This is a genomic window from Bacteroidota bacterium, assembly GCA_037133915.1.
GTDB lineage: Bacteria > Bacteroidota > Bacteroidia > Bacteroidales > CAIWKO01 > JBAXND01.
Genome location: JBAXND010000017.1, coordinates 13632 through 32255 on the forward strand (window position 1 = coordinate 13632; position 18624 = coordinate 32255).

General features: G+C 43.6%; 26 protein-coding genes. 25 read left to right on the forward strand and 1 reads right to left on the reverse strand.

The annotated features are described in order from the left end of the window. Nucleotides 1–30 precede the first annotated feature (30 nt). The 23 genes from rplP (at nucleotide 31) to eno (ending at nucleotide 12234) form a co-directional block, all read left to right on the forward strand. Nucleotides 31–453, forward strand: coding sequence for a 50S ribosomal protein L16 (gene rplP, locus WCM76_07635; protein ID MEI6765497.1), 423 nt, complete (start codon nucleotides 31–33; stop codon nucleotides 451–453). A 14-nt stretch (nucleotides 454–467) separates the two neighbouring features. Beyond that, nucleotides 468–710 carry a 50S ribosomal protein L29 gene (gene rpmC, locus WCM76_07640; protein MEI6765498.1) on the forward strand — a complete coding sequence of 81 codons (243 nt, stop codon included), beginning with the start codon at nucleotides 468–470 and terminating at the stop codon, nucleotides 708–710. An 11-nt stretch (nucleotides 711–721) separates the two neighbouring features. Beyond that, nucleotides 722–979, forward strand: coding sequence for a 30S ribosomal protein S17 (gene rpsQ / locus WCM76_07645; GenBank protein MEI6765499.1), 258 nt, complete (start codon nucleotides 722–724; stop codon nucleotides 977–979). A gap of 2 nt (nucleotides 980–981) precedes the next feature. Continuing rightward, entirely contained in the window at nucleotides 982–1350 is a 369-nt protein-coding gene (gene rplN, locus WCM76_07650; GenBank protein ID MEI6765500.1) for a 50S ribosomal protein L14, read from the forward strand. A 15-nt stretch (nucleotides 1351–1365) separates the two neighbouring features. Then, nucleotides 1366–1695, forward strand: a complete 330-nt coding sequence (gene rplX / locus WCM76_07655; GenBank protein MEI6765501.1) for a 50S ribosomal protein L24 — start codon at nucleotides 1366–1368, stop codon at nucleotides 1693–1695. Beyond that, nucleotides 1695–2249, forward strand: a complete 555-nt coding sequence (rplE, locus tag WCM76_07660) for a 50S ribosomal protein L5 (protein MEI6765502.1) — start codon at nucleotides 1695–1697, stop codon at nucleotides 2247–2249. The genes rplX and rplE overlap by 1 nt, the downstream gene beginning before the upstream one ends. Before the next feature lie 3 nt (nucleotides 2250–2252). Further along, nucleotides 2253–2522, forward strand: coding sequence for a 30S ribosomal protein S14 (gene rpsN, locus WCM76_07665; GenBank protein MEI6765503.1), 270 nt, complete (start codon nucleotides 2253–2255; stop codon nucleotides 2520–2522). 36 nt (nucleotides 2523–2558) lie between these two features. Then, nucleotides 2559–2957 (forward strand): 30S ribosomal protein S8, encoded by a 399-nt coding sequence (gene rpsH / locus WCM76_07670; protein MEI6765504.1) that lies wholly within the window; start codon nucleotides 2559–2561, stop codon nucleotides 2955–2957. A 15-nt stretch (nucleotides 2958–2972) separates the two neighbouring features. Further along, nucleotides 2973–3530, forward strand: coding sequence for a 50S ribosomal protein L6 (rplF, locus tag WCM76_07675; GenBank protein MEI6765505.1), 558 nt, complete (start codon nucleotides 2973–2975; stop codon nucleotides 3528–3530). Nucleotides 3531–3558: 28 nt separating this feature from the next. Next, nucleotides 3559–3921, forward strand: coding sequence for a 50S ribosomal protein L18 (gene rplR, locus WCM76_07680; protein ID MEI6765506.1), 363 nt, complete (start codon nucleotides 3559–3561; stop codon nucleotides 3919–3921). A 6-nt stretch (nucleotides 3922–3927) separates the two neighbouring features. Then, nucleotides 3928–4446 carry a 30S ribosomal protein S5 gene (gene rpsE / locus WCM76_07685; GenBank protein ID MEI6765507.1) on the forward strand — a complete coding sequence of 173 codons (519 nt, stop codon included), beginning with the start codon at nucleotides 3928–3930 and terminating at the stop codon, nucleotides 4444–4446. 31 nt (nucleotides 4447–4477) lie between these two features. Further along, entirely contained in the window at nucleotides 4478–4657 is a 180-nt protein-coding gene (gene rpmD / locus WCM76_07690; GenBank protein ID MEI6765508.1) for a 50S ribosomal protein L30, read from the forward strand. A 27-nt stretch (nucleotides 4658–4684) separates the two neighbouring features. Next, complete coding sequence (rplO, locus tag WCM76_07695) at nucleotides 4685–5134, forward strand: 50S ribosomal protein L15 (protein ID MEI6765509.1); 450 nt, start codon at nucleotides 4685–4687, stop codon at nucleotides 5132–5134. Then, nucleotides 5134–6492 (forward strand): preprotein translocase subunit SecY, encoded by a 1359-nt coding sequence (gene secY, locus WCM76_07700; protein MEI6765510.1) that lies wholly within the window; start codon nucleotides 5134–5136, stop codon nucleotides 6490–6492. The genes rplO and secY overlap by 1 nt, the downstream gene beginning before the upstream one ends. Before the next feature lie 16 nt (nucleotides 6493–6508). Then, nucleotides 6509–7300, forward strand: coding sequence for a type I methionyl aminopeptidase (gene map, locus WCM76_07705; protein MEI6765511.1), 792 nt, complete (start codon nucleotides 6509–6511; stop codon nucleotides 7298–7300). Nucleotides 7301–7310: 10 nt separating this feature from the next. Next, nucleotides 7311–7529 (forward strand): translation initiation factor IF-1, encoded by a 219-nt coding sequence (gene infA, locus WCM76_07710; protein MEI6765512.1) that lies wholly within the window; start codon nucleotides 7311–7313, stop codon nucleotides 7527–7529. Nucleotides 7530–7538: 9 nt separating this feature from the next. Beyond that, nucleotides 7539–7655 (forward strand): 50S ribosomal protein L36, encoded by a 117-nt coding sequence (gene rpmJ / locus WCM76_07715; GenBank protein MEI6765513.1) that lies wholly within the window; start codon nucleotides 7539–7541, stop codon nucleotides 7653–7655. Nucleotides 7656–7682: 27 nt separating this feature from the next. Then, entirely contained in the window at nucleotides 7683–8063 is a 381-nt protein-coding gene (rpsM, locus tag WCM76_07720) for a 30S ribosomal protein S13 (GenBank protein ID MEI6765514.1), read from the forward strand. 42 nt (nucleotides 8064–8105) lie between these two features. Further along, nucleotides 8106–8504 carry a 30S ribosomal protein S11 gene (gene rpsK, locus WCM76_07725; GenBank protein MEI6765515.1) on the forward strand — a complete coding sequence of 133 codons (399 nt, stop codon included), beginning with the start codon at nucleotides 8106–8108 and terminating at the stop codon, nucleotides 8502–8504. Nucleotides 8505–8590: 86 nt separating this feature from the next. Then, entirely contained in the window at nucleotides 8591–9196 is a 606-nt protein-coding gene (rpsD, locus tag WCM76_07730; protein MEI6765516.1) for a 30S ribosomal protein S4, read from the forward strand. Nucleotides 9197–9240: 44 nt separating this feature from the next. Beyond that, entirely contained in the window at nucleotides 9241–10233 is a 993-nt protein-coding gene (locus WCM76_07735) for a DNA-directed RNA polymerase subunit alpha (protein ID MEI6765517.1), read from the forward strand. Nucleotides 10234–10238: 5 nt separating this feature from the next. Next, nucleotides 10239–10835: a 50S ribosomal protein L17 gene (gene rplQ / locus WCM76_07740; protein ID MEI6765518.1), complete on the forward strand. Its 597-nt coding sequence runs from the start codon at nucleotides 10239–10241 to the stop codon at nucleotides 10833–10835. 109 nt (nucleotides 10836–10944) lie between these two features. After that, a complete protein-coding gene (gene eno, locus WCM76_07745) occupies nucleotides 10945–12234 on the forward strand; it encodes a phosphopyruvate hydratase (GenBank protein MEI6765519.1) in 1290 nt (429 codons plus the stop codon). Between the two features lie 485 nt (nucleotides 12235–12719). On the opposite strand, the gene mtnP is transcribed toward eno, so the two are convergent. Further along, complete coding sequence (gene mtnP / locus WCM76_07750) at nucleotides 12720–13466, reverse strand: S-methyl-5'-thioadenosine phosphorylase (protein MEI6765520.1); 747 nt, start codon at nucleotides 13464–13466, stop codon at nucleotides 12720–12722. Between the two features lie 170 nt (nucleotides 13467–13636). Between mtnP and ccsA the strand changes: the two genes are divergently transcribed. Then, the gene (gene ccsA, locus WCM76_07755; protein MEI6765521.1) at nucleotides 13637–16042 is read left to right on the forward strand and encodes a cytochrome c biogenesis protein CcsA; all 2406 of its coding nucleotides are present in this window, start codon (nucleotides 13637–13639) and stop codon (nucleotides 16040–16042) included. A 171-nt stretch (nucleotides 16043–16213) separates the two neighbouring features. Beyond that, nucleotides 16214–18421 carry a S46 family peptidase gene (locus WCM76_07760; protein MEI6765522.1) on the forward strand — a complete coding sequence of 736 codons (2208 nt, stop codon included), beginning with the start codon at nucleotides 16214–16216 and terminating at the stop codon, nucleotides 18419–18421. Nucleotides 18422–18624: the final 203 nt, after the last annotated feature.

The window sequence follows — 18624 nt, forward strand, 5'->3', positions numbered from 1 at the left end:
TGAAGATTAACAGCTTAATATAATACAGTAATGTTACAGCCGAAGAAGACGAAATTTAGGAAGATGCAGAAACAAAAGATGAAAGGCAATGCCAAAAGAGGCAGCCAGATCGCTTTTGGATCTTTCGCAATCAAAACAATGGACGAAGCCTGGATCACCGCTCGGCAGTTAGAAGCAGCCCGTCAGGCCATCACACGTTACATGAAACGTGAAGGTCAGTTGTGGATCAGGATATTCCCCGACAAACCGGTAACCAAAAAACCCGCCGAAGTTCGTATGGGTAAAGGAAAAGGAGCCGTGGAATATTATGTAGCCCGCGTAACACCCGGTCGCATCATGTTCGAAATAGATGGCGTATCCTCGGCCATAGCCAAGGAAGCTCTCCGTTTGGGCGCCCAGAAAATGTCAGTAAAAACAAAAATGGTAGTCAGAAGAGACTACATAGAAGAATAAAACATCTTAAACCAATGAAGAAACACGAAGTAATCATTGAGCTTTCGACACCGGAACTGCTTGAAAGGCTTGACGCAGAGAAGAAACAGCTGCTTAAGCTTAGAATGAACCACGCAGTGTCGCCGCTTGAAAATCCGATGAAACTGAAGGATTATAAGAAGACCATCGCTCGCATGAACACCGAATTGAGGCGCAGGGTAATAAACAGCGAGGCTTTGACCGAAACTTCAAAAACCGGAACGAAAACCCAAAAGTAATCATCATAGCAATGGAAGAAAGAAATTTCAGAAAAGAGAAAATCGGGGTTGTTAAAAGCAACAAGATGCAAAACAGCATCGTAGTGAACGTGGTACGGAAGGTAAAACACCCTAAGTACGGTAAATTCGTCAAGAAAACCAGCACATTCATGGCAGATGACGCGAAAAACGAATGCAGCATCGGAGATACCGTGCGCATATCAGAAACCCGCCCCCTGAGCAAGAATAAATGTTGGAGATTGGTTGAAATCATTGAAAAGGTCAAATAATTATGATACAGCAAGAATCACGTTTGATAGTGGCCGACAACAGCGGTGCCAAAGAAGTACTTTGCATTCGCGTGTTGGGCGGGACCAGAAAAAAATACGCTTCACTGGGCGATAAAATTATTGTCACAGTAAAAAGCGCTATTCCTTCAGGTGGCATCAAAAAGGGAACAGTTTCCAAAGCCATCGTTGTGCGGACCAAGAAAGAAGTAAGAAGGGCCGATGGCTCTTACATCCGCTTCGACGATAACGCAGTGGTTCTGCTAAACCCTGCCGAAGAACTCAGGGGAACCCGTATCTTTGGACCCGTTGCCCGCGAACTGAGGGAAAAACAATTTATGAAAATCATTTCACTGGCACCCGAAGTGCTTTAATAAACACTTTTTAATATGTCACCCAAGATCAAAATAAAAAAAGGAGACCTCGTGACTGTAATTGCGGGCGACTCTAAAGGCCAGACGGGAAAAGTCCTGAAAGTGCAGATCGAAAAAAATAAGGCCATCGTGGAAGGTGTTAATCTGATGACCAAGCATACCAAACCCAATGCGCAAAACTCAAAGGGCGGTATCCTGAAAAAAGAAGCAGCCATCCATATTTCAAACCTTATGATCAACGACTCATCGGGCAAACCCACCAGAGCCGGCAGAAAAACGGATGAGAAATCCGGGAAACTGGTAAGATATTCAAAGAATTCAGAAAAGATGGAGGTGCTTAAATAATGAATACCAACGACAGACTCAAGATAAAGTATTATGAGGAAATTGTTCCGGCACTGACCAAACAGTTTCAGTATAAGAACAATATGCAGGTTCCCCGCCTCCTTAAAATTTGTGTGAATCAGGGACTCGGACATGCAATAGCCGACAAAAAATTGGTTGAGACAGGCGCTGAAGAAATGTCGAATATCACCGGACAAAGAGCCGTTCAGACTCGCTCACGGAAAGATATCTCCAACTTCAAACTCAGAAAAGGAATGCCTATCGGTGTAAGGGTTACCCTCAGGGGAATCATTATGTACGAATTCCTTGACAGGCTTATCTCAGTTGCCATCCCTCGTATCCGCGACTTTCGCGGTATCAACGACAAGGGTTTTGACGGCCGCGGTAATTATACATTCGGCATCACCGAGCAGATTATATTTCCTGAAATCAATATTGACAAAATCAATAAAATCAATGGTCTTGATGTTACGTTTGTAACCTCAGCCAAAACAGATCAGGAAGCATTTGCACTATTGAAAGAATTTGGAATCCCATTTAAAAACCAGAAATAAGTCATGGCTAAAGAATCAGTCAAAGCTAGAGAAGTAAAAAGGCAGATATTGGTTGAAAGAGGCAAAGAAAAAAGACTTGCCCTGAAAGCTGCCGGTGATTACATCGCAATGCAAAAACTCCCGAAAAACGCATCACCCGTTCGCTTGCACAATCGTTGCAAACTTACCGGAAGACCCAAAGGCTACATGCGCCAATTCGGAATTTCCCGTATCAACTTCAGGGAAATGGCATTGGCCGGTCTGATACCGGGTGTAAGAAAAGCTAGTTGGTAGAGATATTGTTTATTAATAATTTATAGGATTAGACACATGAATACCGATCCAATTGCAGATTATCTGACCAGAATCAGAAACGCGGTTATGGCAAATCACAGAATGGTTGAAATTCCTGCTTCAAATGTTAAAAAGGAAATGACCAAAATACTGTTCGAAAAAGGCTATATCCTGAACTACAAATTTGAGGATATGCCGAAACCGGGAAATATCAAGATCGCTCTGAAGTATCATCCGGCATCGAAAACATCGGCCATCAGCACCATTCAAAGGATCAGTACGCCAGGTCTGCGTAAATACGTAGCCGCCGACGAACTGCCCCGCGTGTTGAACGGTCTTGGCATTGCCATCATATCCACATCACAAGGTCTGATGACCGATAAAGAAGCCCGCAAACTTAAAGTTGGTGGCGAAGTAATTTGTTACGTAAGTTAAAAAGGAGATTGCAGTATGTCACGTATAGGTAAATTACCAATAGACTTGCCGGGCGACGTTAAAGTTACCGTTTCAGCAGACAATGTGGTTACGGTAAAAGGTCCCAAAGGACAGCTTACTCAGGAAGTCGATAAACTGATTACCGTTGAGGTAGGTGCAGATAAAGTTATTGTATCACGCGCAAACGATGAACGCGAAGCCCGCTCAAGACACGGCTTGTATCGCTCACTCATTGCCAATATGATTACAGGCGTGAAAACAGGCTTTCGCACCGAGCAGGAACTCATAGGTGTTGGTTATAAAGCAGAAGCCAAAGGGCAATTGCTCGAAATGGCGTTGGGCTATTCGCACAACCTTATTTTCGAGTTGGCTCCCGAAATTCAGGCACAAACCATTAACGAAAGGGGTAAGCCTCCCACGATTATCCTCGAATCAATTGACAAACAATTGCTCGGACAGGTGGCTCACAAAATCCGTTCGTACCGTAAACCTGAACCTTACAAGGGAAAAGGTATCCGCTTCAAAGGCGAGATTCTCAGGAAAAAAGCCGGTAAATCAGCAGTACAGAAATAATTAATAATATTATAAATCTTCACACAGAATGGCTATCAAGAGTTCTAAAGAATACAGAAGGTTCAGGATCAGGAAAAGGATCCGGAAGGTAGTGAAGGGCACCGCCGAAAGGCCGAGAATGTCAGTCTTCAGAAGCAATAAAAGCATTTATGTTCAGCTTATTGACGACCTGAAAGGCGTTACTCTGGCAGCAGCATCTTCAACGGCTCCCGAAGTCACTTCCGAAAAAGCAACAAAAACCGAACAGGCTAAGAAAGTTGGAAAGCTTATAGCTCAGAAAGCAATCGAAGCAGGTATAACAAACGTTGTCTTTGACAGGAACGGGTACTTGTATCACGGTAGAGTTAAATCATTAGCAGATTCAGCCAGAGAAGCTGGCTTAAAAATATAATAAATTATGCCGAACGTAAACATCAAAAGAGTTAAGTCAAGCGAAATCGAGTTCAAGGACCGGCTTGTAAGCATTCAAAGGGTTACCAAGGTTACCAAGGGCGGTCGTACCTTCAGTTTTTCAGCCATTGTGGTTGTAGGAAATGAAAATGGCGTTGTTGGTTATGGCCTGGGTAAAGCAAAAGAAGTAACGGCAGCTATCGCCAAAGGTATTGACGATGCTAAGAAAAATCTGGTAAAAGTTCCCGTTTTCAATGCTACCGTTCCTCACGAAATGCTCGGTAAATTCAGCGGTGCTCTCGTATTCCTTAAACCTGCTGCTCCCGGTACCGGTGTTATTGCCGGCGGTGCCATGCGCGCCGTGCTTGAAAGCGTTGGTGTAAAGAACGTGCTTGCCAAATCAAAAGGATCATCGAACCCGCACTCTGTGGTAAAAGCTACCATGAATGCACTGATGAAAATGAAAGATCCTTATACGGTGGCTATGTTGAGAAACATCCCCATGAGCAAAGTATTTAACGGATAATCCGATTTTATTCTTAAAACAGCGTCTTGAAATGAAGAAGATAAGAATCACACAGATAAAAAGCGGCATTGGACACCCCGAACGCCAGAAAGCGACCCTGAAGGCTCTCGGAATCAGAAGAATGCACCACACGGTTGAGCACGAAGCCACCGAACAGATTGTGGGTATGGTAAGAAAAGTAAGGCACCTGGTGACCGTAGTAGAATTATAATATTGAACATTTTAATCAATAAAAGAGATGGATTTAAGTAATCTGAAACCCGCTGACGGTTCAACAAAAAAACGCAAACGTATTGGTCGGGGACAAGGCTCAGGCAGAGGCGGTACTTCTACAAGAGGTAACAATGGCGCTCAGTCACGTTCCGGCTATTCACGCAAACTCGCTTTTGAAGGTGGTCAGATGGCCCTCATACGCAGGTTGCCGAAATTCGGGTTTAAAAATATCAATAGGGTAGAGTATCATGGTATCAACCTTGATCGCTTACAAACACTTGCCGAAGAGAAAAATCTTACGACAATTACTGTTGAAGTCCTTGTTGAGAATGGCCTTGCAGCCAAAAAAGACCTGGTAAAAATTCTCGGACGAGGCGAACTCAAGATTAAACTTGATGTTACAGCCCATGCATTTTCGGCTACAGCAACAAAAGCAATTGAAGCAATTGGTGGAACCGCAACAAAAATTGGATAATGAAAAGATTTTTTCAGACAGTTCGCAACATTTATAAGATCGATGATCTCAGGAAGAGAATTCTCTATACTTTGGGAATCATTCTTATATACAGGCTCGGATCCTATATCGTCCTTCCTGGTGTTGACCCCCATTATCTGGACGCCCTCCATAAACAATCATCAGATGGTCTGCTTGGCCTTCTGAATATGTTTTCCGGCGGCGCCTTCTCCAATGCGTCTATTTTCGCACTTGGAATCATGCCGTACATCTCGGCTTCAATCGTTGTACAGCTGCTCGGAATGGCAATACCCTATTTCCAGCGCTTACAGAAAGAAGGCGAAAGTGGACGCAAAAAAATCAACCAGATTACTCGCTACTTGACAGTATTTATTACTGCAGCGCAAGCGCCTGGTTATGTTGCCAATCTTGTCAGCAAACTCCCCAATCAAGCGATTACGCCATTCAATCCGGAAGCTGCACCAACAACCTTCTTCTGGATTTCATCGGTTGTAATACTTGTTGCCGGTACCATGTTTGTGATGTGGCTCGGCGAAAAAATTACCGATAAAGGAATTGGTAACGGTATCTCCATGATTATTATGATTGGTATCATTGCCCGTCTGCCTTTCGCTTTAGTGGGTGAATTTGTTTCACGTATGGAAGAGCAGGGCGGAGGTCTGGTAGTATTCATCGTTGAACTTGTGGTGCTGGTACTTGTAATACTTTTGTGTATCTTGCTTGTTCAGGGAACCCGGCGAATTCCGGTACAATACGCCAAAAGAATCGTTGGCAACAAACAGTACGGTGGTGTACGTCAGTATATTCCTCTTAAAGTGAATGCTGCCGGCGTTATGCCTATCATTTTTGCTCAGGCTATCATGTTTCTGCCACTTACCATTGTAAGCTATGCAAACATTGAGGCACTGTCGGGCATTGCACGTACATTTACCGATTTCAACGGATTCTGGTATAATTTCACTTTTGGTGTCTTTATCGTATTATTTACGTATTTTTATACCGCCATTACGGTGAACCCGAATCAGATGGCAGATGATATGAAGAAAAACGGTGGCTTTATTCCCGGAATTAAACCCGGTAAAAAAACTGCTGAGTTTATAGATAATGTAATGTCGAAGATAACCCTGCCGGGCTCTATGTTTCTGGCAGTGGTAGCTATCATGCCTGCTTTAGTAAGGCTGATGGGTGTAAACTCACAGTTTGCACAGTTCTACGGCGGCACATCATTACTTATTTTGGTAGGCGTTGTATTGGATACATTGCAACAAATAGAAAGTCACCTGCTGATGCGTCATTATGACGGGCTTACAAAATCAGGCAGGATAAAAGGACGCTCTACGGTTGGAATGACCGGTTGATTTTGAAACTGGGAACATGATACATTACCGTTCAGAAGAAGAAATTGAGTTATTAAGAAGAAGTTCTTTGCTTGTTGGAAAGACCCTGGCCGAAGTTGCGGGCATGCTTAAATCAGGAATTACCACTCAGTCAATCGATAAAATTGCTGAAGAATACATTCTGGATAATGGAGCAGTGCCGGGCTTCAAGAATTACAACGGATATCCCGCCACCCTTTGCATCTCGGTAAACGAGGAAGTGGTACACGGAATACCGGGCAAAAAAATTCTTAAGGACGGCGATATCGTTTCTGTTGATTGCGGAACGATTATGAATGGTTATTACGGTGATTCTGCTTATACTTTTATAATAGGCGAAACCGACGAAGCGCGGATGCAGTTGCTGCGAATAACCAAAGAAAGCCTGTACAAAGGAATTGAAGCTGCCAAAGCAGGCAATAGGGTGGGTGATATCGGAAATGCCGTTCAAAGCCATGTTGAGCAATACAAATATACTGTTGTGCGCGACCTGGTGGGGCACGGACTCGGAACAAACCTGCACGAAGAACCGCAGGTGCCTAATTACGGCAAACGAGGCAGCGGTGTGAAACTGGGAGAAGGAATGGTAATCTGCATTGAGCCGATGATCAACCTCGGAAGAAAAGAAGTAGTGCAGGCGGCAGACGGATGGACCATACGAACAGCAGACAGACAACCATCGGCACATTTTGAACATACCGTGGCGATAATGAAGGGAAGAACAGAGATATTGTCAACGTTTGAATTGATAGAAAAAGTTAACAACAATAATATTAAAGTAGTTTTTTAATAAAGTATTTATGACAAAACAAACATCCATTCAACAAGATGGTACCGTACTCGAATCACTGGGTAATGCCATGTTCAGAGTTGAATTGGAAAACGGGCACGTAATTATTGCGCACATTTCAGGAAAAATGCGCATGCATTACATCAAGATTTTGCCCGGAGATAAAGTGCGGGTAGAAATATCTCCCTATGATTTAACAAAAGGTAGAATTACGTTCAGATATAAATAAGAAAGCAAAATGAAAATCAGAGCCAGTATCAAGAAAAGAACCCCGGAAGACAAAATCGTCAGAAGGAAAGGTGTACTCTTTGTGATTAACAAGAAAAATCCTAAGTACAAACAAAGGCAGAAATAATTCATTATCAAAATTATATAAGAATATATGGCACGTATTGCTGGTATAGATTTACCAAAAAACAAATCCGGGGAAATAGGTTTAACCTATATCTACGGCATTGCCCGCTCATCGGCTCGCAAAATTCTTGCTGAAGCAGGTATCGAACTCGCAAAGAAAGTCCAGGACTGGACCGATGCCGAGCAGACAGCTGTTCGTAATATCATCAATGAAAAATTCAGGGTAGAAGGTGCCCTGCGTTCTGAAGTTCAGATGAACATCAAACGCCTTATGGATATTGGTTGTTACCGCGGAGTACGTCATCGTTCAGGTTTACCTGTTAGAGGACAAAGCACCAAAAACAACGCCCGTACCCGTAAAGGAAAAAGAAAAACCGTTGCCAACAAGAAGAAAGCAACCAAGGGTTAAGATTTATCACGAAATTAATAACATAAGTACAATAATATAATTATGGCAAAAGCTGCTGCTGCTACCAAAACCACGAAAAAAAGAGTGGTTAAAGTTGATGCGATAGGAAGAGCATACATTGTTGCCTCATTCAATAACATCATCATTACCCTGACCAACAGTACCGGTCAGGTGGTTTCATGGGCCTCGGCCGGTAAAATGGGATTCCGCGGTTCAAAGAAAAATACACCTTATGCAGGTCAAACTGCCGCTGCTGAATGTTCAAAAGTGGCCCACGACCAAGGCATGAGAAAAGTGAAAGTATTTGTAAAAGGCCCCGGTTCGGGACGCGAATCAGCAATCAGGTCGATCCATAATTCAGGTATCGAAGTTACCGAGATTGTTGACGTTACCCCATTGCCACACAATGGCTGCAGGCCTCCTAAAAGGCGCAGGGTATAATACAACAATTGGAGATCCCTGGCATTTTTAAAGAAGCGTCAGGTTAAATGAAATATTTTTAAAGAATAAATAATTTTTCTTTCAGTATGGCAAGATATATTGGTCCAAAAACAAGAATAGCCCGTAAGTTCAAGGAGCCTATCTACGGCCCCGATAAAAATTTCGAGAAAAGGAATTTTCCCCCGGGACAGCATGGTAATTCCAAAAAACGGAAAAAAACTTCTGAGTATGGAATTCAGCTCCAGGAAAAACAGAAAGCCAAATACACTTATGGCATTCTTGAACGTCAGTTTAAAAACACGTTTGAGCGCGCACAGCGCAAAAAAGGCGTTACCGGCGAAATCCTGCTGCAGCTTATCGAGTCACGTCTGGATAATGTGGTGTACCGCCTTGGTATCGCCCCTACACGTTCAGCCGCTCGCCAGCTTGTCAGCCATTGCCACATTACCGTTAACGGCAGTGTGTTGAATGTTCCGTCAGCTGCCCTCAAACCGGGCGACGTTGTTGGTGTCAGGGAAAAATCAAAATCACTCGAAGTTATCGGCGAATCCATCAATCACAGAGGAAATCGCTATAACTGGCTGGAGTGGGACGATGCAACACAAACCGGAAAATTTGCAAGCTATCCCGAAAGAGATCAGATTCCCGAAAACATCAACGAACAACTGATTGTTGAGTTGTACTCTAAATAATAATGAGTAAAAGTTTTTTTGTTCAAATAAAACAATAAGAATAAATGGCAATATTAGCATTTCAAAAGCCCGATAAGGTTATCATGATCGAATCGGACGAGTTTTTCGGAAAGTTCGAGTTCCGTCCGCTTGAGCCCGGTTATGGCACAACTGTAGGAAATGCACTCCGCAGGATTTTATTATCATCTTTGGAGGGCTTTGCTATTACAGCCGTGAGGTTCGAAGGCGTTGACCAGGAATTTTCAACAATGAAAGGAGTGCTGGAAGACGTTCCCGAGATTATTCTCAACCTCAAGAAAGTTTGCTTCAAAAGGCAAATCGACACGGTGAGCAGCGAAAAGGTAATCGTGACCATTTCAGGGAAAGAAGTTTTTAAAGCCGGCGATATCAACTCATTCCTTTCGGGATTTCAGGTACTCAATCCTGATGTGGTAATCTGCCACATGGAATCCAATGTGAAGTTAGTGGTTGAACTGTCCGTTGACAAAGGCAGAGGCTATGTTCCTGCCGAAGAAAATAAAATTTCAAATATGCCCATCGGCACCATTTTCATCGATTCAATCTTCACGCCTATTCAGAACGTGAAGTTTATGATTGAAAATTTCCGCGTTGAGCAGAAAACCGACTACGAAAAACTGATTCTCGAAGTTACCACCAACGGCTCTATTGAACCCAAAGAAGCACTCAAAGAAGCCGCCAAAATACTCATTCACCACTTTATGCTGTTCTCAGACGAAAAGATTACCCTTGACACTGAAGAAAAAGCCGTGGCTGAAGAATTTGACGAAAGCTCACTTCACATGAGGCAACTCCTCAAAACCAAACTGGTTGATATGGACCTCAGCGTTCGGGCACTCAACTGCCTCAAAGCTGCCGACGTTGAAACCCTGGGCGATTTGGTTGCTTTCAACAAAAATGACCTTCTTAAATTCAGAAATTTCGGTAAAAAATCTCTCACCGAACTCGAAGAACTGGTGAAAGCCAAAGGACTTCATTTCGGGATGAATGTTGCTAAATATAAATTGGATAAGGATTAAGCGAAATGAGACATAACAGAGTAATTAACCACTTAAGCAGGACAAGTTCACACCGTAAGGCAATGTTTGCCAACATGTGCAGCTCCCTGATCATGAATAAGAAAATTGAAACAACCCTAGCCAAAGCCAGGGCGCTCAGAACTTATTTAGAACCCATTATCACCAAATCTAAAGACGACTCAACGCATTCGCGCAGAATCGTGTTCAGCATGCTGGGCGATAAGGAAGCCGTAACAGAGTTATTCCGCGAGATTTCAGTAAAGGTTGCCGACCGTCCGGGTGGCTATACCCGAATCCTGAAACTGGGAAAACGCAAAGGTGATGCCGCCGAAATGGCACTCATCGAACTGGTTGACTATAATGAGCTCCTGCTCGGAACCAAAGAAGCCAAAACTGTTAAGGCTACCCGCAGACGTAAACCTGCTGCCAAGAAAACCACCGGTGCAGAACCTAAAGAAAAAGCTGAGCCTAAAGCAAAAGCTGAACCTAAAGCAAAAGCCAAAGAACCTAAGGAAACAAAAGAGCCTAAGGAAGAAAAACCGGTAAAGAAAACTACCAAAAAAGCACAGCCCAAAGCTGAAGATTCAGAAGAAACAAAATAATTTTTCTTCATAAAGAATTTTTCCCTGAAGGATAAAGTACCTGGTGCTTTATCCTTTTGGTTTATCAGAAAAAGAGTAATTTTATCCGCATTAATTTAATACCACAAACATGAGTACAATTTCAAATATTTATGCAAGGCAAATCCTTGATTCAAGAGGTAATCCGACCGTTGAGGTCGATGTAATGACCGATTCAGGCGTGATTGGAACCGCCGCCGTTCCTTCGGGAGCCTCTACCGGAATCCACGAAGCACATGAACTGCGCGATGGCGATAAAAATGTGTACAAAGGAAAAGGCGTGCTGAAAGCAGTGCAGAACGTAAATAAAGTTATTGCCGAAGAACTCCGCGGTATGTTCGTTACTGAACAGAACCTGATTGATAAAACCATGATTGAGATTGACGGCACACCTACCAAATCAAATCTGGGTGCCAATGCCATTTTAGGCGTTTCTCTGGCGTGTGCAAGAGCTGCAGCAACTCTTACCAACCAGCCATTGTATCGTTATGTTGGCGGAGCCAACGCAAATACACTACCCATCCCGATGATGAACATCATCAACGGTGGTTCGCATGCCGATAACTGCATCGATTTTCAGGAGTTTATGATTATGCCCGTAGGCGCACCAACCTTTACGGAAGCTATCCGCATGGGTGCCGAAGTATTTCATTCGCTGAAAGACGTTCTGAAAAAATCAAAATATTCAACAAACGTGGGCGATGAAGGCGGTTTTGCTCCCAATCTTAAATCAAACGAAGAAGCCATTCAGGTAATTCTGAAAGCTATTGAACTGGCCGGTTACAAACCCGGCGAAGACGTTTATATCGCCCTTGATCCGGCATCTTCAGAGTATTATATCCCGGAAGAAAACGTGTATCATCTGAAAAAATCAACCGGCGAAAAACTTTCACCGTCACAAATGGTTGACTTCTGGAAAGAATGGGTAAACAAATATCCCATCATCTCCATAGAAGACGGCATGGCAGAAGACGACTGGAAAGGCTGGGGACTGATGACAAAAGCGCTGGGTTCAAAGATTCAGCTTGTGGGCGACGATTTATTCGTTACCAATACCGAACGCCTGAAAAAAGGCATTGAAAAAGGCGTAGCCAATTCAATCCTTATTAAAGTGAACCAGATAGGCACACTTACCGAAACCATGGAAGCTGTGGATATGGCGTATCGCAGTTCATATACTGCCGTAATGAGCCATCGCTCGGGCGAAACAGAAGACACCACCATTGCCGACCTCGCCGTTGCGCTGAACACCGGACTTATCAAAACCGGCTCCGCATGCCGCTCAGAGCGCATTGCAAAATACAACCAGCTTATCCGCATTGAGGAACTGCTTGCCGGCGCTGCAAAATATCCCGGTAAGGAATTCAAGTATGCACGATAGTATTTTCAGTAACAAATATGATTGACTGCCGGCGCTCCTTTTCAGGGCGCCGGTTTTTTTTGTGGCCCGGCGCTCGTGTGGTGAGTCGTTCATTTCGTCTCACGAGTCGAAAATATGTTGCTTCAGGGAGTTCTTTACGCCTTGCGAGTCGAAAATATGTTGGAGCGAGTCGTTCATTTCGTCTTGCGAGTCGAAAATATGTTGGAGCGAGTCGTTCATTTCGTCTTGCGAGTCGAAAATATGTTGGAGCGAGTCGTTCATTTCGTCTCACGAGTCGAAAATAGGTTGCTTCAGGGAGTTCTTTAGGGAGTGTTCAGAAAAGTGTGTCATTTTGCTTGTCGAAGACCACAATTGTTTTTTCTTCTGACTTCTGTCTTCTATTTTCAACAGCTTCTTTCAAACCTTATGAACTCCCGACTCCCGGCTCTCGACTCCCGACTTACGACTTACGACTCATCCGCCAAAGGCGGACAGGCGGCTTACGACTAACTCATCCTTTCTATCACCCGCATCAGCAGCTTGGTAACATTCGCTACATTTTTATTGAACACTTCCACGATGGCGTCCCACGAAACCGGCTCCTCGTCTGTCTTCCAGCAATCATAGTCGGTACTGAGCGCGATGGCTGCATACGGAATACCTGCTTCATTGGCAAGGATAGCTTCGGGGGCTGTGCTCATATTGATTACATCCGCGCCCCACATGCGGAACATATTTGATTCGGCACGCGTGGAGAATCGCGGTCCTTCAATGGTTACAACGGTACCTTTTTCGTGGAAACACAGGCCTATCTCGCGGGAGCTGTGAATAATCTGTGTGCGTAATTCTTCATTGAAAGGTGTGGCCATGGGTGTATGCACCGCCAGATGCGGGTCAAAGTGGTCGTGGAAGGTGATAGGGCGGTGACGCGTAAAATCAATAAACTGGTCTAATACTACAAAATCGCCACGACCAATGTGTTCGCGGAGGCTGCCGCAGGCTGTGGTGGCAATTATGTGGGTGCAACCTGCATTCTTCAGTGCCATGATGTTCGCGCGGTTAGGTACCTGCGAGGGCGGTATGGTGTGCTCCTTACCGTGACGTGACAGGAACACAACTTCCATGGTGCCGATGTGACCACACAGCAGGGGTGCACCCGGATGTCCGTATTTGGTTTCCGGAAAGAGCGAATCTTCTGCACGGAAAATGTCTAATTTCTCAAGGCCGGAGCCACCTATAATTCCAAGTTTCATATGCTTATTGTATTTGAAGGATTTCTTTTTTGTACTTAGCCTTTAAGAAGCACTCAGGCTGCTTATTTTTGCTACTTTTGTTTCTAATGCGAAGATAGTTCGTAAAAAACAATAATTACTTACCCAACTGAAACTTTCGTTTTTGTTATCCAATAAAAAACAACAAGTTTATGATAGGAATTTCTGATGTGCATGAACACCTGCTGCCCGGTATAATTGGCAAAACGGCTATTTATGCGGCTATGGGTGCAGCATTATTATCAATGGTGCTTTATATTGTCGGCAGCAACAAAGAACACGCAGAAAAGAAATGGCTGACCCGCCTCGCTGACGCTTTTTTTGGTTTGAATACACTGGCCGTATTGACAGCTGCCGGCATCCTTTTCTGGCTGCTCAAACAACATTTTTACGAATACAATTACGTGTGGCAATACTCGTCAAACGAATTGCCCTTGAAATACATTATTTCATGTTTCTGGGCAGGGAAAGAGGGCAGCCTGCTTATATGGGCATTGTGGACAGCTATAATCGGCATGATATTGATGTTCACTTCGGGTCAATATAAAAAGCCCGTGATGATTGTGTTTTCTCTGGTGCAGGTTTTTCTTTGTCTGATGGTTGCCGGCATTGACGTGGGCAGCATCATTATTGGCACGTCTCCATTTGCGCTTTTGCGCGACATGCCTGCTTATGCCGATTATGCACTGTTTGCACGCTCCGATTATCTTTCGTTCATCACCGACGGCAATGGACTGAATCCCTTATTGCGCAACCCCTGGATGGCAACCCATCCGCCTGCACTATTTCTTGGATATGCTGCAGCCCTTGTGCCCTATGCATTTGCTTTTGCATCTATTGTAATTAAAGATAAAACCGGCTGGCAAAAAACGGCTTTGCCATGGGCGCTGTTCAGCATCACCGCCTTAGGCGCCGGACTGATACTGGGTGGTGCATGGGCTTATGAAGATCTTACCTTTGGCGGTTTCTGGGCATGGGATCCTGTTGAAAACGCATCATTGGTACCCTGGCTGTTGTTGGTCGCCGGTTTACATTTCATACTTACGTCTAAAGTCAACCGTCAAACAGTTTCTACGGCGCGCATCTTTTCCATATTGCCTTTTATTTTTGTGCTCTATTCGGCCTGGCTTACGCGAAGCGGCGTTTTGAAAGACACTTCGGCACATTCATTCAGCGAAAGCGGCGCTTCATCAGGCTATCTGGTAATGATGGGATTGTTGTTCATCATACCATTGATAATTGCACTGTTAAACCGTGTGCCGGGGCACGAAAAGAAAAAGGAAACCCCGTTTTCACGCGAATTCTTTATGTTTATCGGAGCTGTGATACTTGTACTGTCTGCATTTCAGGTAATTTTCACAACATCGTTGCCGGTAATGAACCGCATCAGCGGCAGCAACTTGGCGCTTCCACCCGATCCTGTTTCATTTTATAACGGATGGCAGATGATGTTCGCTGTTGCTGCCTGTCTGCTTCTGGTGCTTTCACAATTTCTCACTTACGGGAAAAATGATTTGAAGCGACTCATGAAACGCATCGCTTTTTCTGTTGTTATAGCACTTGTAATTACAATGCCCGTAGCAATACTTATGCTCCATAGCCTTGCATATGGTATTTTTTCATTCTTTATTCTGTTCACCATTATTGGTTCGCTTGATATGATGCTTCGTTTGCACCGTCATCTGGGGAATCCTGCTGCAGCGCTTACGCACACCGGATTTGGAATCTTTTTAATGGGTGTGCTCATTACATTCAGCGGCAAATATGTGGTATCGCAAAATGAGCAGCTGACACAAAAAGGCGTGAAGGTGATGAGTGAAACCATGATTCTTGTGAAAGGCCAGGTGAAGCAGTGCGGCGATGAATATGTTTCATATTCAGGACGGGTCACCGAAAACAGTACCGTTCATTACCAGCTTGATTTTCTGGAGAAAAAGGGAAATGATTATTTTTTCAAATATTCGCTGTTCCCTGCTATTGAAATCAGCGAGACCATGGGCAAGGCTTTTGTCCCCGATACCAGGCATTTTATCGACAGAGATGTGTTTACCTATCTGACGGATGCCGGCATTGTAGATGAAGAATACAAGTTGCTCCAGACATTCGAAGTTGAGCGTGGTGTGCCTTTTAGTGCCGCACACGTGATGATAACTGCCGACAGTATTCAATGGACTATGACTCCCGATTCTACCTGTAATGTTTGGTTGAGTGTGGTTAATGCCGGAGGAAAACTGGTTACGGGCAAAGCATCATTTGTTCTCACAAAGGAGGATCTGGTATCTACTCCTGCCGATTTCCCCGAAACCGGTTTACGCATTGTTTTAGGGCGGGACGAGGGTAAAAAACTTAAAACAGATATTTATACTCAGAATGTGGACTTCGTGTCCGTTAAAGTGGTACACTTCCCCTATATTGCCATGATGTGGATGGGCGTTGTTTTAATCTTTGCAGGATTGCTTTTTGCGATTTTCAGAAGGATTAAGAAAGCTCGAACAGCCAACATGGCACATTCGGACAAACCGTTGGATGAGCAAACCGGTCATGATGTGGAACAATAGTGCCCGTTGGTATAATTTGTTATTTTTATCCGCAAGGGCAGCGTAATTTTGTCTTACGATATTTAAAATGATGTTTTGCATATGATATTATCGGCTTTTTTGAATAATGCTAATTATATTTGCGCACCTGAAAAAATCAATTTATAACAAACAATAATTAAAACTGGTTTTATGAAAAAGATGTTTCTTTCGGCGCTGATGGCTCTTGTTCTGAGTTTTGGCGCGTTTGCCGTTAATCCTCCCGACGAAGGTATGTGGCTGCCCATGCTCATTGAGCGCTTGAATTATGTTGATATGCAGAAAGCCGGCCTGCACCTTACTGCCGAAGAACTTTACAGTGTAAATCATTCTTCTTTGAAAGATGCTGTTGTTGGTCTGGGTAATGCTGAAAGTCCTTCCATGCATTTCTGTTCGGCAGAAGTTGTTTCTGATCAGGGATTGATGCTTACCAATCATCACTGCGGATTCGACGCTATTCAACAGCAAAGTTCTGTTGATAAAGACTACCTCACCAATGGCTTCTGGGCCATGAGCAAGAAAGAAGAACTCCGTTGCGAAGGCGTTACGGCAGCTTTTCTGGAACGCATGGAAGATGTTACTGCCAAAGTTCTTGAAGGTGTAAAGTTTGAAATGACCGAAGATGAGCGCGATGCCATCATAAAGAAAAACTCTGACAAGTTAGAAAAAGCAGCTTCCGAAAAAGGCAAATATGTGGTAGATGTAAAACCATTTTTCGATAATAATGAGTTCTATCTTTTCGTCTATACCGTTTATGAAGATGTACGCCTTGTGGGTGCACCTCCTTCGGCCATCGGCAAATTTGGTGGTGATACCGATAACTGGATGTGGCCTCGTCACACCGGTGATTTCTCGATGCTGCGCGTATACAGCGCTCCCGACGGAACTCCTGCCGAATACTCAGATAAAAACGTGCCTCTGAAACCAAAACATTTTTTACCGATTTCACTGAATGGCGTTCAGAAGAATGATTTTGCAATGATTTGGGGATATCCGGGTACCACCGATCGTTTCCTTACATCTTATGGCGTACAATTGGCTACCGAAGAATCAAATCCTACCGTAGTTGATATTCGTACCAAGAAGCTTGAGATTATGAAAGCCGATATGGATGCCGACCCCAAAGTAAAAATAATGTACGCTTCCAAATACGCTTCAAGTGCTAACTACTGGAAATATTTTATTGGACAGACAAAAGGCCTGAAAGACCTCAATGTATTGGGCCAAAAGCAGGAAATTGAAAAGAAATTTACCGAATGGGTGAAGGCCGATGGCAAACGACAGGACCAGTATGGCAACGCGCTTGAGCTTATTGCCGACGGTTATAAGGATATGAAAAAATACAACCTCAGTCTGAAATATCTGGAAGAAGCCGTTTTCCAGGGTCCTGAGTATATTTATTTTTCATTCGGTGCCTATCAGCTCTATATGAAACTGCAGACACAGGCTAATGCCAAAGGCAAAAAAGCGAAAGCAATGTATGATGGCGACATCAAAACACTGGCCGATGCTTTTAAACCTGAAGTAGAGAAATTCTTTAAGGATTTCAACCAACCTACAGACAAAAAACTGTTTGTTGCACTGCTCAAAATGTATTACGACAAAGTGCAGCAGGAGCAGCAGCCCGAAATCTTCCGCGAAGTAGATAAAAAATACAAAGGCAATTTCCAGAAATGGGCAGATAAAATTTATGCCAAGTCTATTTTTGTTGACCATAAAAAAATGATGGCATTTCTCGAGAAACCCACTTGGAAGGCAATCAGCAAGGATCCCGGGTTTGCGGTAACTCTTTCCATGGTGGATTGTATCCGTGGTATCTATGGAAAAGTAGGCGATGTTGAAACAAAAATTAATAAAGGAAACCGCTTGTTCGTTGCAGGAATGATGGAAATGGACCCGGGTAAAAAATGGTATCCGAATGCAAACTCTACCATGCGTGTAACCTACGGTAAAGTTGCTGACTATACAGCTTCCGGCAAGCATTTCGATTGCCAGACCTGGCTGAGTGGCGTTATGGCCAAAGAAGATCCTAAAAACGATGAGTTTATTGTTCCTGCCAAGCTTAAAGAATTATACAATGCCAAAGATTTTGGACGCTATGGTGTAAACGGCGATGTGCCTGTTTGCTTTATCGCAAATCTTGATATCACCGGTGGTAATTCAGGAAGCCCTGTAATCAATGCAAACGGACAACTTATCGGCATTGCATTTGATGGCAACTGGGAAGCTATGAGCGGTGACATTAATTATGAGCCGGAGCTGCAACGCACTATTTGTGTTGATATCCGTTACGTCATGTTTGTTATCGACAAATATGCCGGCGCTAAAAATCTGATTGATGAAATGACCATCGTACAGTAGTTTTTAATATTATTTTCTACTCAAAAGAGTCGTACATTTTTTGTGCGGCTCTTTTTTATTAGTCATAAATATAGATTCATAGATAGGTATTCTCAGTAAGCTTGATGCTGAAATACATATTATTCCCCTTAAAATAGAGAAATCGCATGATAATATCAAAAAAATTAAGAATCTGAAAAACAAACGTATAGGTAATACAACCC